Annotated in this window: 12 protein-coding genes; 5 read left to right on the forward strand and 7 right to left on the reverse strand. The window is 44.5% G+C overall.

The features are described 5' to 3' along the window. Positions 1-2: 2 nt before the first annotated feature. Positions 3-1,229 (reverse strand): isochorismate synthase, encoded by a 1,227-nt coding sequence (locus B9T34_RS02075; RefSeq protein ID WP_086211486.1) that lies wholly within the window; start codon positions 1,227-1,229, stop codon positions 3-5. Between the two features lie 152 nt (positions 1,230-1,381). On the opposite strand from B9T34_RS02075, the gene B9T34_RS02080 reads away from it, so the two are divergent. Beyond that, positions 1,382-2,155: an SDR family oxidoreductase gene (locus tag B9T34_RS02080; RefSeq protein ID WP_086211487.1), complete on the forward strand. Its 774-nt coding sequence runs from the start codon at positions 1,382-1,384 to the stop codon at positions 2,153-2,155. 24 nt (positions 2,156-2,179) lie between these two features. On the opposite strand, the gene B9T34_RS02085 is transcribed toward B9T34_RS02080, so the two are convergent. Beyond that, a complete protein-coding gene (locus B9T34_RS02085) occupies positions 2,180-3,502 on the reverse strand; it encodes a condensation domain-containing protein (protein WP_086211488.1) in 1,323 nt (440 codons plus the stop codon). Positions 3,503-3,732: 230 nt separating this feature from the next. On the opposite strand from B9T34_RS02085, the gene B9T34_RS02090 reads away from it, so the two are divergent. Beyond that, positions 3,733-4,542 (forward strand): siderophore-interacting protein, encoded by an 810-nt coding sequence (locus tag B9T34_RS02090; protein WP_086211489.1) that lies wholly within the window; start codon positions 3,733-3,735, stop codon positions 4,540-4,542. Between the two features lie 250 nt (positions 4,543-4,792). Here the strand turns inward: B9T34_RS02090 and B9T34_RS02095 are convergent, their stop codons facing one another. From B9T34_RS02095 to B9T34_RS02115, 5 genes are all read right to left on the reverse strand, one after another. After that, positions 4,793-5,638, reverse strand: coding sequence for an IclR family transcriptional regulator (locus B9T34_RS02095; RefSeq protein WP_086211490.1), 846 nt, complete (start codon positions 5,636-5,638; stop codon positions 4,793-4,795). A 132-nt stretch (positions 5,639-5,770) separates the two neighbouring features. Further along, positions 5,771-6,988 carry a CaiB/BaiF CoA transferase family protein gene (locus B9T34_RS02100; protein ID WP_086211491.1) on the reverse strand — a complete coding sequence of 406 codons (1,218 nt, stop codon included), beginning with the start codon at positions 6,986-6,988 and terminating at the stop codon, positions 5,771-5,773. Positions 6,989-7,001: 13 nt separating this feature from the next. Beyond that, positions 7,002-8,204 carry a 3-oxoadipyl-CoA thiolase gene (locus B9T34_RS02105; RefSeq protein ID WP_086211492.1) on the reverse strand — a complete coding sequence of 401 codons (1,203 nt, stop codon included), beginning with the start codon at positions 8,202-8,204 and terminating at the stop codon, positions 7,002-7,004. 22 nt (positions 8,205-8,226) lie between these two features. Next, positions 8,227-9,744 carry a 3-hydroxyacyl-CoA dehydrogenase gene (locus B9T34_RS02110; RefSeq protein ID WP_086211493.1) on the reverse strand — a complete coding sequence of 506 codons (1,518 nt, stop codon included), beginning with the start codon at positions 9,742-9,744 and terminating at the stop codon, positions 8,227-8,229. A gap of 3 nt (positions 9,745-9,747) precedes the next feature. Next, positions 9,748-10,527: an enoyl-CoA hydratase gene (locus B9T34_RS02115; RefSeq protein ID WP_086211494.1), complete on the reverse strand. Its 780-nt coding sequence runs from the start codon at positions 10,525-10,527 to the stop codon at positions 9,748-9,750. Between the two features lie 303 nt (positions 10,528-10,830). Between B9T34_RS02115 and B9T34_RS02120 the strand changes: the two genes are divergently transcribed. The 3 genes from B9T34_RS02120 (at position 10,831) to B9T34_RS02130 (ending at position 15,126) form a co-directional block, all read left to right on the forward strand. Continuing rightward, positions 10,831-11,985: an acyl-CoA dehydrogenase family protein gene (locus tag B9T34_RS02120; protein ID WP_086211495.1), complete on the forward strand. Its 1,155-nt coding sequence runs from the start codon at positions 10,831-10,833 to the stop codon at positions 11,983-11,985. Between the two features lie 61 nt (positions 11,986-12,046). Continuing rightward, positions 12,047-13,288: an MFS transporter gene (locus B9T34_RS02125; protein ID WP_086211496.1), complete on the forward strand. Its 1,242-nt coding sequence runs from the start codon at positions 12,047-12,049 to the stop codon at positions 13,286-13,288. 125 nt (positions 13,289-13,413) lie between these two features. Beyond that, the gene (locus B9T34_RS02130) at positions 13,414-15,126 is read left to right on the forward strand and encodes an electron transfer flavoprotein-ubiquinone oxidoreductase (protein ID WP_086211497.1); all 1,713 of its coding nucleotides are present in this window, start codon (positions 13,414-13,416) and stop codon (positions 15,124-15,126) included. The last annotated feature ends 273 nt before the right edge of the window (positions 15,127-15,399 follow it).

The following is a 15,399-nucleotide window of genomic DNA, read 5'->3' on the forward strand; positions in this document are numbered from 1 at the left end:
CCTTACTGATAAGCCAGCTGATCTGCGTCTAAACCCAATGCATTGAGCATGGTTTTAAATTTCGCAATGGTTTCATTCAACTCACTGGTAGGCTGAGATGCTTCGACAATTCCTGCACCTGCATACAAACGTGCTGAATGCTCAAAAATACGGCCACAGCGGACATTCACCGCCCATGCCCCATTGCCGCTTGCATCGCTCCAGCCCATCGTTCCTGCAAATAAATTACGCTGAAATGGTTCTAACTCTGAAATCAGCTGACGCGCTAAAGGCGCAGGCTGACCGCATACCGCTGGTGTTGGATGTAAAATGGTGGCCAAATCAAAGACATGCATATCAGGATCTTTTAGTGTCCCTTTAATTTGAGTTGCCAAATGCCACACCGTTTGTGTTTTGATCAGCGATGGGCTTTTAGGAATCGATAAACTTTGACATAAAGGTGACAGTTGGTCTGCAATTGCTTCAATGACGACCGCATGTTCATGCTGATCTTTTGCCGATGCAAATAAACGCTCTGCCTGTGCTTGGTCTTCTGCAGGATCTGCACTGCGCGCCAAAGTTCCAGCAACAGGATTGCTGAATACATATTGATTTTGCTTGGCTACTAAAAGCTCCGGACTGGCCCCCATAAACCAGCCTAATTTTTTTGGATCTTGCGCCAAGGCAAAGGTATAACCCTCTGGATTAGTTTTAAATAATTGATAAAACAGTTCTACAACTGGAATTTTCTGTTTGCACTGCAAGTCGATTGCACGTGCCAGTACTGCTTTTTCCAGCTCCGTTGTTTTCATTAATTCCACCAGCTTTGCTACCCCATCGACATAGTCGGACTGCGGCGGAATTAAAGTTGCTTGAACTTGTGAGAGTCGTTCAATAGGTTCCGGAAAATTGGAACTGCCTGTCACAAAGGTATTTTTCGCTTCTGCAATCGACATCTCAGGTAAGTCCCGATTATCAAAAGGCAAGCTGCCAACCAAAATGAGTTCTGCATTTCCTGTGGTTTGAATTTTCTGCTGAAGCTGCTGCTGTGCATGCTTTAACCATGCCTGCTGCTGATCGGCAAATGACAGCTTGGACTGACGTTCGAATTGAATATTTTCAAGCAATTTTTTACTTGAAATCGTCCCCGTTGGCGTTGCAAAAACAAAGCCGGCTAAATCTGCCTCAATCAAATCCTCCTTGGTTATTCCAATCATGTTTTTAAATACTGATGGTTCTATTGGCAACATATTTGCTCTCACATCTTTCAATTATGTTTTTTTTACTGTTTCAAACTGCACTGATTTCATTAGAGCAGTTGAACTCATGTACTATAATGATTATTATTATCAAATAGAAATGATAATCGTTACATTTTGTTAACATAATAAAGGATCGTGGAATGTTCACAGTGTTTGTTGTAACTGGTGCCGCACGAGGCATTGGCGCAGTCGTAGTCAAAAAATTACTGCAGCAAGATCATCGTGTTATTGGTATAGATCTCAATCCAGATGTAAAAGCATGGGAGGTCATGCAGCACATACCGCCAGCACAGCAGCAAAATTTTTATGCTATAGCGCATGACATTAGTCAAACAAATAGCTTGATCGAATGTATTCAGCAATCCCCATGGGCAGACCAGCCGATTACAGGATTGGTCAATGCTGCGGGCATTTTAGAAATGGGCAGCTTGCTGGAAACCACAGCAGCACAGTGGCAGCACAATTTAGCAATCAACTTTATGGGGCCTGCCTTGCTGTCCCAATGGGTTGCACAGCAAATGATTCCTCATAAAACTGGCGCTATCGTCAGCATCAGCTCAAATGCCGCGCTCATTCCGCGCATGAATATGGGCCTGTACGCTACCACCAAAGCAACGGTAAGCCATTACTTCAAAAACTTAGCACTTGAACTTGCACCGCATGGCATTCGCTGTAATCTGGTCTTGCCGGGCTCTACCCTCACACAAATGCAAAGACAGTTGTGGGCAGATGATCAACCACCGCGTGGAATTATTGAAGGCAATTTAGAACAATACCGTAACGGTATCCCACTGGGCAGCATGGCTGAACCTGAAGATATTGCCAATGCTGTTTTGTTCTTACTTTCAGATCAAGCCAAGCAAATTACCATGCATGAATTAGTGGTCGATGGCGGCGCTACACTTGGCATCTAGCTCCACCAAAACTAGCTGCCAGATTTAATCTGGCAGTTTTTTTTCAATACTTAATTCGCTGCATCGCAGTTCAGGCTGCTGCAGCCATAAGCGCAGCATGCGCATGAAATCATGCCAGTACTCGCCCAATGCTTGAACATCATACAGTTCTTTATGACCATCTACAGCAAGATATAAGCGCTCTATCCCATCTACAAATTTGTTGGTAATCGCGATGTCAAAATCTTCAATCGGCCCTGCAGATATAGTGGTTTTGGTTAATCGGCAGCCTTCAAATTGTTCTGGCAATGGATAAGGAATCCAATTCACAATTGGCCCAAATAAAATATTTTCATAAGGGTCAAAACCGTCCAGCACATGGCGCATCTGCTCAAAATAACTTTGCTGATGCGGGCGAATTTCATTAAAGCGCTGTGCCAAGAGCTGTACGGTTTCAGGTAAATTTTCTTGACCATTGCCTGCTAAGCGCAGAGGTAGAATGTTCATGACTAGGCATGGAATCCGCATGGACGCTGTGCCTAAACGCGACATCATAGGCACACCAAAGCATTGCTTTTCATCACCAGACTGTTTAACCAAATAGCTCATCATCACTGCCATGACCACCATGGCGCTGGGTAATTTCAGCTCAGCAGCCAATTGGTTCATCTGTTGCTGCGTTTCCCAATCAATCACATCTTCATAACGCGGGCCTTGATAAAATGGCTGCTTTAATTTGCGCTTTAAACGCTTTTTAGGCGCAAGTTCATTGGAAAAATTTTCGCGCCAGAACTGCAAATCCTGCTCAGCTTTAGGCGACTGCAAGTAACGCTGTTCATCTGCAAGAAACTTATCAAAATGATCAAAAGCCTTATTTTTTAATGGCGCTGTATTTTTTAAAGATTGGTAATAATCTAAAAAGCGGCTAATCATCAAACCATAAGCATAGCCATCTAATGCCACATGATGCGCTCTAAAAAATAGCCCGTATTTTTGCTCAGCTAAATGTGCAAAGACATAGTCATACAAATGCCCTTCGCTTAAATCAAAGGGCGGCTCAACAGCTTGATCAGCCCAATCCAAAATGCCCTGCTCGTCTAAATGCGATAAATCTACACATTGTGCTGGGCGCAAATCGACATCATCCACACGATAAGCCTTGCCGTCCTGTTCTACAGCGCGCCAATGCAATGCCTTGGCTTCCTTCAGCGTCAGCTCTACAGCCTGCTGAAATAATTCTCGATTTAATGGCCCTTCAATAACCAGCCATTCTGCGGTATGAAATGGGTAACTGCCATGATAATGATGCCCTTTCCACATACTGTGCTGTGCACGGGTTAAAGGAGCCAAAGAATCGATTGTTTGCATGTGTCATACCGTTATTCAAACAATTTTTATAAGTCAGTATAAAAATCTTATGTGTATTTATTGAGGAAAAAGCCCTGTCTGCCTGATTGCTGCAGCGCTCAAAATATTAATTATAATAATTATCATTTGCAAATGATTTCTATTTGCATTAGTGTAACCTCATAAAATCTACAGGCAATACAGCTTATCAGTTCGTATATCACGCCCTTGGTAAATGGAGATAAACACTCATGGCCCAAAACCTCATCGCTCAGCCGCGCCATATTTATGTCCATTCATCAGAACAGCTCTCGGCTCATTTGCAGCGTGTTTATTTTCGCAGTGATGATTTTTCTGATTTTCCTACCAACCAAAATGGCGCACACATTAAGCTGTTTTTTCCAGATCAGCCTCATCAAAAACCGCTTTTGCCACAGCGCAATGAACTAGGCAAAGTCATCTGGCCTGAAGGGAAAAAACCCATCACCCGCACCTACACCATCCGTCATTTTTTAATCCAAGAACAATTATTAGCAATCGATTTTGTACGCCATGCAGATTTTGGCATTGCGGCAGACTGGGCTATTCATGCCCAAGCTGGCAATATACTGGGACTGGCTGGCCCCGGTGGCCCCGCCCGCTTTAACCCTGATGTGCAGTATTGGGTGTTCATTGCAGATTTATCTGCGCTTCCAATGCTGGCGGCATCTTTAGAACAGCTTCCCACTCACGCACAGGGCCAAATTTGGATTGAAATTGAAGATGAAGCCGATCAGATTGAATTGTCTTATCCAGCAGGAATGTCATTAAACTGGCTTGTTGCACATGCCAATCCAGAACAGCAGATTGATGCATCGTTACAGCAGCTGGATTGGGATACTCAGCAAATTTCTGTCACATTGGCGGGTGAAAGTGCACGAGTGATTAACCTGAGGAAATTACTGCGAACTCAATATCAGCTACCAAAAACCCATTTGTATGCTGTGCCCTATTGGAAAAAAGGTCAAAGTGAAGAGGCGTATCATCAGGAACGCCATCAGGTGATGGATAATGAAGCGTAGCCGTTGAACACGAACGATAAGACAGTATGAATTTTAAGAATAAAGAAAATATAAGAGTGGTTACAGTGAATTTAAAACATGAAGTTATGGTTATATTGCTCATCAGCGCTTTAGTCACCGTGATCACTACCCAATATATTCTTGCGCAATCTTAAATTCAGGCGATGTTAAGCATAAATAAACATATACATCAAAATTTAGATGCAGGATTGATTACATTCATTCAATCCTGCATCACTTTAATAACAAATTAGCCCACTTCATTGCGGATATTATTCACCATATGCAATAAGCGTGGCGCGATTTCATCTTCCAGCTTTTCACGGCCTAAAATAAAACTTGGACCGCCGCAGTTAAAGACCAATAAGCCATGCTGCTCATGATAATAAGGCACAGCAACCGAATTCACATCCTTATGCCACTCCCCAACAGAAAAGCAATAGCCAAAATCCTGATAATCTTTAAAGGACTGGTCTAAATCACGCTTAATTTTAATCCATTCATCTTTATGTTTTGAGCGGATGGCATCGAGTAAAAATTCACGTTCATCTTCAGGCATTGCCGCCAAACATGCGCGTCCTACAGAACTCAGATGAATGGGCAAATAGGTGCCCACTTGACGGCGCATGGTGACATTGCCTTTGCCCTGAACGACGTCCAAATAGATCATATTCAGGCGGTCACGGGTCGCCATGGCAACAGCAGCCTCAGCATAATCCGCCAATTCTTTCATGTAATGATGTGCAATCGATCGAATAGACAGATTCGAAAGCATTGAATATCCAAAAGATAAAACACCGACTGATAGCTGATATTTGCTTGAATTTGGAACCTGTTTTAAATAACCCAAACGTGACAAAGTATGCGTCAAGCGCGTAATAGTCGGTTTTGGAAGGCCTGTCATCTGCGACAGTTCCAGATTGCCCAAATGCTGATGCTTAGGCGTAAAACAGCGCAACAATTCTAAGCCGCGGGCAAGTGCAGTAATGTATTGACGATCATTCTCCTCTTGCATGTCCTCAATCGGGTGCAAAAGTTCATGGCGCAAAGGAGCCAACAATTTTTCTTCTTGCTGCAATTCTGTACCGTCTGTCATTCCAAAATCTCTAAATATTCAATAAGCGTACCGCATGGCGAAATTATAATATAGTTAATACCTATATAGCAAAACAGCAACTTTGATAAAAAGTTGCTGTTTTTTTTAAACTTAAAGAAATTAAAAATTGCTCTAAGCGATAATTCCTTTTTCTTTTAAGTTTTGCAGCTGTTCAGCACTGACCACACGCGATAATACCTCATCCGTATGTTCACCCAGCATTGGCGGCGCTTTTTTGTATTGTACGGGTGTACGCGACAATTTAATTGGCGAGCCAATGACTTGCAGCTTATCTTTTAATGGATGGTCCATTTCTACCAGCATATTGCGCGCTTGCACTTGCGGTTCTTGAAAGGCCTGTTCAAGGTTGTTAATTAAGCCAACAGGCACTTTCACGACATGAATCGCTTCAACCCAATGTTTTGCTGTATTACCCAAGAAATGTGCGGCCAGTAAATCACCAATTTCTTGACGGTGCTGAATACGTAAAGCATTGGTCATAAAACGCGGATCAAGCGGCAATTCAGGCAAGCCAATGGCTTGGCTCAATGCAACGAATTGCTTGTCATTGCCGCAAGCAATAATAAAGTCTTGGTCAGCAGCACGGAACACTTGATAAGGCACAATATTGGCATGCGCATTACCGTAACGGCCCGGCACTTTACCCGAAGCCAAATAGTTCATGCCTTGGTTGGCCAACAGCGCCACTTGCACATCCAGCAAAGCCATATCCACATGCTGGCCTAAGCCTGTGATATGCCGATTGAGCAATGCCGCTTGAATGGCAATGGTTGAATACAGCCCTGTGGTTAAGTCTGCAAAGGCAACGCCAACTTTTTGCGGACCGCCGCCCGGTAAATCATCTTTTTCACCAGTCACAGACATTAAACCGCCCATGCCTTGGACAATAAAGTCGTAACCCGGTTCAGGCGCACGAGGACCTGTTTGACCAAAGCCCGTAATTGAGCAATACACCAAACGCGGATTAATCTCTTTTAAGGTTTCATAATCCAAACCATATTTTTTTAGAGAGCCCGCTTTGTAGTTCTCAATTAAAACATCAGAATTTGCCGCTAAAGCGCGCACCAACTCCTGCCCTTCTGGTGTTGCAATATCAATGGCAATTGACATTTTATTGCGGTTGGCGGACTGGTAATAAGCAGCTTCACGCGTATCTTCACCACGATCGTTTTTCATCCATGGTGGGCCCCACATACGGGTATCATCACCTGTTTTTGGACGTTCCACCTTAATTACTTCAGCGCCTAAATCTGCAAAGATTTGACCACACCAAGGACCTGCAAGTACGCGACTTAAATCCAGTACGCGAATACCGTCTAATGCACCCATGTGTTTTTCCTATTTATACGCTTTCAATAACCATTGCGAGACCTTGTCCCACACCAATACATAAACTGATCACGGCATATTTTTGACCGCGGCGCTTTAATTCACGTGCTGTACTCAAAGCCAAACGTGCACCCGATGCGCCCAGTGGATGACCGACAGCAATTGCACCGCCATTTGGGTTAACTCTTGGATCATCCAGAGCCACATCCAAACCTTTTAGGCAGGCTAAAACTTGAGATGCAAAAGCTTCATTGATCTCAATAACATCCATATCTGCTAAAGTCAGATTGGCGCGTTTCAAGGCCAGTTTGATGGCATCTACTGGACCTGCGCCCATGATGCGCGGCTCAATACCTGCTGCGCCAGATGACAGAATTTTTGCAATCGGCTTAAAGCCTAAAGTTTGTTCCGCCTCTGCTGAACCAATAATCAATGCGGCTGCGCCATCGTTGACACCAGATGCATTGCCCGCAGTCACCACGCCGTCTGCAAACAATGGTTTCAGTTTTTGAAGCGCTTCCATATTAGACGATGGGCGCGGATGCTCATCGACTGCTACTAATTTAGGCGGTAATTTTCGGCCCTGCGCTACTTCTACCGCTGTAATTTCAGCTTCAAAAAAACCGTCTTGCTTAGCGGCTTCGTATTTGGCTTGAGATGCAGCGGCAAAAGTGTCGGCATCTGCACGTGTAATACCGTATTCCACAGCAACGTTATCGCCCGTTTTTGGCATGGTGTCATCACCAAATTGTTTTTCGATGATTGGGTTTGGAAAACGTGCACCAATGGCTGAATCAAACACTTTAAAATCGCGGCCAAAGGCTTTTTCAGATTTGGCAAATACAAATGGCGCGCGTGACATAGACTCCACACCGCCAGCAATGAAAATATCGCCTTCACCGCAGCTGATGGCACGCGCAGCATCAATCACGGATGCTAAGCCAGATGCGCAAAGGCGGTTGACTGTTTGCGCAGGTGTTTTTACATCCAAACCCGCAAGCAAAGCAGCATGACGCGCAATATTGCGGCTGTCTTCACCCGCTTGGTTGGTATTGCCTAAAATGACGTCATCATAAATATCGTTGGGTAAATTGTGCTTTTCAAGAAGCGCTTTAATCACACCAGCAGCTAAGTTGTCTGGGCGAATGGTTGCAAGCTCACCTGCATGACGGCCAAATGGCGTACGTAAACCATCATAAATAAATGCATTTAACATCGAATTTTCCTTTTTGGTCCGATTAAACAGATGCGCTTTGAAGCAAAGATAATTTGAGCTGAGCGCGGCGTTTTAGCCATGGGCTTGGACGGTAACGCTGATCACCGGTATTGGCTAAAATACGTTCTAAAATCAGTAAAATACGTTGAGCACCTAGAACATCTCCCCAAGAGATCGGTCCATACGGATAACCCAAACCAAGTTTGACGGCCTTATCAATATCCGATGCTGCTGCAATTTGCTGCTGGCCAATATCACAGGCCAAATTCACCACCATTGCCAACACACGCTGCGCGACAAAACCGACACTTTCAGCAATCACAGTTACACCATGATTATTTTTTGCAAATAGTGCATGTGCTTGGTTGATATATAGTTTTTGAGTCACAATTGATGGCATCAGCGTGCGGTGCTTGGTAAAATCTGTCAGCATATCAATGCTCACCGCGCGTGTTGCATCAACACCTAAACGTAATGCAGCCGTGGTCGTATCTTCACCATATGTTGCTAAAATAATTAAACTGTCCGCTGCCGGTTTTTCTGCAGCATCAACAATGAAACCGTTTTCGTTTAAGTAGTCACATAAAATCGCCGCATCTTGCTCACAATCTGTTTTAATCCAGACTGGACTGAATGCCGTGATTGCAGGAACAGTTTGGATCGGCTCTTCATTGGTTTTTTGGCCATCTTGATATTTATAGAAGCCTTCTCCGACTTTACGGCCGACCTTTTTACCTGCCAGCATTTGTCGAGTCAGCGCATGCGGACGGTATCTGTCTTCTTGATAAAATTGATTAAAAATCGATTCCATCACTGGATGAGACACATCTAGCGCAGTTAAATCAAAAAGCTCAAACGGACCCATGCGAAAGCCTGCACCATCACGTAAAATCCGATCAATATCCGAAACGCTGGCAATGCCCTCGCCTAATGCTTTTAACGCTTCTGTACCATAAGCGCGGCCTGCATGATTGACAATAAACCCAGGGGTGTCTTTGGTGCGTACACCCAAATGCCCTATGCGCTGCGCCAGTTCCAGCAAATCAGCAACCACAGACTCATCTGTTGCTAAGCCTGCAATCACTTCTACAATTTTCATTAGCGGTACAGGGTTAAAAAAATGAAAGCCTGCCAGTCTTCCTTGATGTTCAAGTTCAGACGCAATGGCCGTCACAGACAGTGACGAGGTATTTGTCGCTAGAATAGTCTCTGGCGATACAATCACTTCCAGCTGTTTAAATAAACTTTGCTTAATGTCTAAGTTTTCAATGATGGCCTCAACCACCAGATCCACACCTGCCACTTGCTCAAGCTGCTCGACCACTGTGAAACGCGCTAAAGTTTCATTCAGTACAGCTTCTGTGAATTTACCTTTGGCCTGCAACTTTTCCAGCATGGACTTAAGTTTTGCGAGGCCTGCGTCGGCTGCGCCAGCTTTGGCATCATATAAACGCACCTCAAGACCTGCCTGAGCCGCAATTTGCGCAATCCCCATGCCCATTACACCAGTGCCAATGAGCGCCATCGATTGAATGGTCATGTCTTATTCTCCAGTGTATTGCGCAGGACGTTTTTCAAAGAAAGCATTGACGCCTTCTTTTTGGTCCTTGGTATCAAATAAAATTTGGAATGCTTTACGCTCAAGCGCCAGCGCGCCTTGCAGCGATTGATCCTGCCCGAGGTTCGTGACTTCTTTAATTTGCTGAACAGCAATTGGTGAAAAACTTGCGATGGTTTTAGCCAATTCAATGGCATGGCTAATGGTCTGCTCATCTTCTACCACTTCAGACACCAGCCCCATACGGTTCGCTTCTTCTGCAGAAATGAATTTGCCTGAAAGCACCAAAAGCATGGTTTGGAATTTGCCAATCGCGCGCAATAAGCGCTGCGTGCCGCCTGCACCCGGCATTAACCCTAATTTAACTTCAGGCTGACCGAATTTTGCAGATTGACCTGCAATAATGATATCGGCATGCATGGCCAGCTCACAGCCTCCGCCTAAGGCATAGCCATTCACGGCCGCAATAATCGGCTTTGGACAATCCACCAAACTTTGCCAATATTGCTCTGTATGACGTAAATACATCTGTGCAGTCGTTGCAGTTGTAAAATCTTTAATATCTGCGCCTGCAGCAAAAACCTTTTCACCGCCTGTAATCACAATGGCGCGCACAGCATCATTTCGACTGAGCTCTTGAAAAGTTTCTGACAGCGCTTGGCGCAGTTCTAGGTTTAATGCATTACGCGCTTCCGGACGGTGCAATTGAACAACGGCAACGCCATCTTCCTGAAGGCTAAGATTCAATATTGGGTTGCTTTCCATAACTATCTCATTTCGCACAGCGGTATTTAATACACAATATACATATTTTAATGTCTTTGTAAATTCTAAATTTGATGCATTAAATTTTTTACGATGTTATTTAAATTAAAAATAAATAATAAAAACAATTATTTAATCAATAAACTCAACTAAATATCAAATACCGCTGTGCGAAATATACTTTCGTATATGTTGATTCAGGTTTTGCTTTTGATTAATATCCGACTAAATCGTTTTGTGTAGATCTTGATCATCGTGTGGATTTGCGGGTCAAGTTAAATATCCTAAATATGGAGTGAGATCATGGTTCGTGATCAGGAAACCTTAGACCAATTGGTTGATATGATTCGTCAATTTGTTGAAGGTGTATTAATCCCAAATGAAGAAGTTGTTGCTGAAACTGACGAAATTCCAGCAGAAATCGTCCAGCAAATGAAAGAGCTGGGCTTATTTGGCTTAACCATTCCTGAAGAATATGAAGGCCTCGGCTTAACCATGGAAGAAGAGGTCTATATTGCCTTTGAACTCGGGCGCACCTCTCCTGCTTTCCGCTCTTTAATCGGGACAAACAACGGTATTGGCGCTTCTGGCCTAATTATCGATGGCACTGAAGAACAAAAACGCCACTTCCTGCCTAAATTGGCAAGCGGTGAAATCATCGGTTCATTTTGCTTAACTGAACCTGATTCAGGCTCTGATGCAGCATCACTCAAAACCACTGCAGTAAAAGATTGCGATGAATACATCCTAAACGGCACTAAACGCTTTATTACCAATGCTCCACATGCTGGCGTATTTACTGTCATGGCGCGTACCAATACCGAGCTTAAAGGCGCCGCGGCAATTTCTGCATTTATTGTAGACAGCAAATTGCCAGGTATTTCATTGGGCAAGCGTGATAAAAAAATGGGCCAAAAAGGCGCTCATACCTGTGATGTGATCTTTGAAAACTGCCGCATCCCTGCTTCTGCTTTAATTGGCGGAGTTGAAGGTGTGGGCTTTAAAACAGCCATGAAAGTTTTAGATAAAGGCCGTATTCACATTGCGGCCTTAAGCGTTGGCGCTGCAACCCGCATGCTGGATGACTCACTGCAATATGCCGTTGAACGCAAACAGTTCGGTCAGGCCATTGCTCAATTCCAGCTGATTCAGGGCATGCTTGCCGACTCTAAAGCAGAAATTTATGCTGCAAAATGTATGGTTCTTGACGCCGCTCGCCGCCGTGATGCAGGTCAAAATGTCAGCACCGAAGCCTCTTGCGCAAAAATGTTTGCCACTGAAATGTGCGGCCGTGTTGCTGACCGCGGTGTGCAGATTCATGGGGGTGCAGGCTATATCAGTGAATATGCGATTGAACGCTTCTACCGTGATGTCCGTTTATTCCGCCTGTATGAAGGTACAACTCAAATTCAACAAGTGATTATTGCGCGTAACATGATACGCGAAGTTACCCAGTAACCGTTTTGGCTGGGTCAACATCTCCTTGCGGCCCAGCCTTTTTTTATTAAGGTAAAGGATTATGACGATCAAGAATACGATCTCAAAAATCGGTCCTAACACATGGAAAGTTGCTTTTATATTCGCATTCCTTGCGTTATTGGTCGATGGTGCTGATTTAATGCTGCTGTCTTACAGCTTAAACAGTATCAAAGCTGAATTTGGCTTAACTCCTGTAGAAGCAGGTATGTTAGGCAGCTTTACTCTCGCCGGCATGGCAGTTGGCGGCATTTTCGGCGGCTGGGCATGCGACAGGTTTGGCCGTGTCCGTATTGTGGTCATCTCTATCTTATTATTCTCTGTCCTCACTTGCGGACTAGGTTTTACCAACTCCTTCATGGAATTTGGCGTACTGCGCTTTTTTGCATCCCTCGGTCTAGGCTCTTTATATATTGCATCAAATACACTGATGGCAGAATATGTGCCGACTAAATTCCGTACGACGGTACTGGGCACTTTGCAAGCAGGCTGGACCGTTGGCTATATCGTTGCAACCTTACTTGCAGGCTGGCTCATTCCCGACCATGGCTGGCGTGTGCTTTTTTATGTCGCCGCATTGCCCATCATTCTGGCAATTCTGATGCATTACTTAGTGCCAGAACCTGCTGCATGGCAAGAAAGCCGCTTTAAGAAAATTGAAAAATCAGCTGAGCCCGCTCAGTCAACTTGGAAACTTATTTTCCAAGATAAGAAAAACCGCAATATGTTTATTTTATGGGCATTAACTGCTGGTTTCTTACAATTTGGCTATTATGGTGTAAATAACTGGATGCCAACTTATCTCGAAAGTGAACTTGGCATGAAGTTTAAAGAAATGACGGCTTATATGGTAGGCACGTATACAGCCATGATTCTAGGTAAGATTCTGGCTGGCTTTATGGCAGATAAATTAGGCCGCCGTTTCACTTATGCTTTTGGCGCAATTGGTACAGCCATCTTCCTGCCGCTTATCGTGTTCTATAACTCACCTGAAAATATTTTATATCTATTGGTCATCTTTGGCTTCCTTTACGGTATTCCATATGGCGTAAATGCAACCTATATGACTGAAAGTTTTGCGACCAACGTCCGCGGCACAGCGATTGGCGGCGCTTATAATGTTGGACGCTTAGGCGCAGCGATTGCACCAGCAACGATTGGCTTCCTCGCAAGCGGCGGATCAATTGGCATGGGCTTTGTGGTGATGGGCGCCGCTTACTTTATCTGCGGTGTCATTCCAGCCTTATTCATTAAAGAAAAACAATACGATCCGCAAAAATCGTAATTCATTTCTCTCACAAAAAAGCCTCTACGTAGGCTTTTTTTTATGCGCCTGATGTTTATATTTCGCTTTTTTTAGTGATAGTGAATATGCTAAAATATCGCTAAGCGAAATAAGGTTTCATAATTATGGAAGATTTAATCCGAGAATCGATGGAGTTTGATGTCGTCATCGTTGGCGCAGGCCCTGCCGGGCTTTCAGCGGCGATCAAAATCCGTCAACTTGCAATTGAAAATAACCTGAACGATCTGTCCGTTTGTGTCGTGGAAAAGGGCTCCGAAGTCGGTGCGCACATCCTCTCTGGCGCGGTGCTTGAACCGCGCGCAATCAATGAACTCTTCCCTGACTGGAAAGAACAGGGCGCGCCTTTAAATGTGCCTGTCACTGAAGACAAAACTTACTTCCTATTGTCTGATGAAAAGTCTCAGGAAATGCCGCATTGGATGGTGCCTAAAACCATGCACAATGACGGCAACTATGTCATTTCGCTAGGCAACGTGGTGCGCTGGTTAGGCGCTAAAGCGGAAGAGCTAGAAGTGTCTATCTTCCCTGGCTTTGCCGCGTCTGAAATTCTGTACCATGCAGACGGTACAGTAAAAGGCATTCAAACCGGCGACATGGGTATTGGTAAAGACGGCGAACCGACGCACAACTTTACTCCAGGCTATGAGCTGCATGCGAAATACACGATTTTCGCTGAAGGCTGCCGCGGCCATCTAGGCAAGCGCCTGATTGCAAAATTTGATTTAGATAAAGATGCCGATCCGCAGCATTACGGTATCGGTATTAAAGAATTGTGGGAAATTGATCCTGCGAAACATAAAGCGGGTACCGTCATGCACGGTGCTGGCTGGCCTTTGACTGAAACTGGCTCTTCTGGCGGCTGGTGGCTGTACCACGCAGAAAATAACCAAGTGACTTTGGGTATGATTGTCGATCTGTCATACACCAACCCGCACATGTATCCATTCATGGAAATGCAGCGCTGGAAAACCCATCCGCTGATTAAACAGTTCCTTGAAAGCGGCAAACGTATTTCTTATGGCGCGCGTGCTGTGGTGAAAGGCGGTTTCAACTCGCTGCCGAAATTCACCTTCCCAGGCGGCAGCTTAATTGGTGATGACGCAGGCTTCCTGAACTTTGCCAAAATCAAAGGCTCTCACACTGCCATGAAATCAGGCATGCTGTGCGGTGAAGCGGTCTTTGAAGCGATCGCTGACGGTGTGGAAAAAGGCGGTGACCTTGCCATTGCCCGTGTCACTGAAGGCGAAGATTTCTTTACTAAAGAACTGACRGCGTACACAGAAAAATTCAACAGCAGCTGGCTGAAAGAAGAACTTCACAGTGCACGCAACTTTGGCCCTGCGATGCATAAATTCGGTACCTTTGCTGGCGGCGCGTTCAACTTTATTGATCAAAACGTCTTTAAAGTGCCGTTCACTTTGCATGACTTACAGCCTGATTTCAGCGCGCTGAAAACTGTAGATGCCAACAATGTGAAGCCGAACTATCCAAAACCGGATGGCAAGCTGACCTTTGACCGTTTATCTTCAGTATTCGTATCCAATACGGTGCATGAAGAAAACCAGCCTGCTCACTTGAAACTGACAGATGCGTCTATTCCTGTAGATGTAAACCTGCCGAAATGGGATGAGCCTGCACAGCGCTACTGCCCAGCTGGTGTGTATGAAATCATGGAAAATGATGACGGTTCGAAGCGTTTCCAAATTAACGCGGCCAACTGTGTGCACTGCAAAACCTGTGACATCAAAGATCCATCTCAGAATATCACTTGGGTAACGCCGGAAGGCGGCGGTGGTCCGAACTATCCAAATATGTAATTTGAATAGTTCTGCGTTTGAACGTATACCCTTTGCCGAAGTTATTCATTAACTCTGCATTTTAAATTTTTTAGGTAATCCCAGTTCTCTAGAGAGCTGGGATTAAAAATTGGACTGCGCTCAAACACATTCGCAAATTCAATGCATCTCTTTTTCAGAAAATAAAAATATCCAAATCTCTAGGCACAATGCCCTTTAAATCATTTCAAATTGAAGAAATTCGTGGTTATTACACATCCCATTCCAGTCACCCTTTCAGGTGACTTCCCACAT

Source organism: Acinetobacter sp. ANC 3813 (assembly GCF_002135435.1).
Lineage (GTDB): Bacteria > Pseudomonadota > Gammaproteobacteria > Pseudomonadales > Moraxellaceae > Acinetobacter.

Coding starts and splice junctions, on each gene's coding strand:
- B9T34_RS02075 (WP_086211486.1), bottom strand. CDS start 1,229: ATGTTGCCAATAGAACCATCAGTATTTAAAAACATGATTGGAATAACC.
- B9T34_RS02080 (WP_086211487.1), top strand. CDS start 1,382: ATGTTCACAGTGTTTGTTGTAACTGGTGCCGCACGAGGCATTGGCGCA.
- B9T34_RS02085 (WP_086211488.1), bottom strand. CDS start 3,502: ATGCAAACAATCGATTCTTTGGCTCCTTTAACCCGTGCACAGCACAGT.
- B9T34_RS02090 (WP_086211489.1), top strand. CDS start 3,733: ATGGCCCAAAACCTCATCGCTCAGCCGCGCCATATTTATGTCCATTCA.
- B9T34_RS02095 (WP_086211490.1), bottom strand. CDS start 5,638: ATGACAGACGGTACAGAATTGCAGCAAGAAGAAAAATTGTTGGCTCCT.
- B9T34_RS02100 (WP_086211491.1), bottom strand. CDS start 6,988: ATGGGTGCATTAGACGGTATTCGCGTACTGGATTTAAGTCGCGTACTT.
- B9T34_RS02105 (WP_086211492.1), bottom strand. CDS start 8,204: ATGTTAAATGCATTTATTTATGATGGTTTACGTACGCCATTTGGCCGT.
- B9T34_RS02110 (WP_086211493.1), bottom strand. CDS start 9,744: ATGACCATTCAATCGATGGCGCTCATTGGCACTGGTGTAATGGGCATG.
- B9T34_RS02115 (WP_086211494.1), bottom strand. CDS start 10,527: ATGGAAAGCAACCCAATATTGAATCTTAGCCTTCAGGAAGATGGCGTT.
- B9T34_RS02120 (WP_086211495.1), top strand. CDS start 10,831: ATGGTTCGTGATCAGGAAACCTTAGACCAATTGGTTGATATGATTCGT.
- B9T34_RS02125 (WP_086211496.1), top strand. CDS start 12,047: ATGACGATCAAGAATACGATCTCAAAAATCGGTCCTAACACATGGAAA.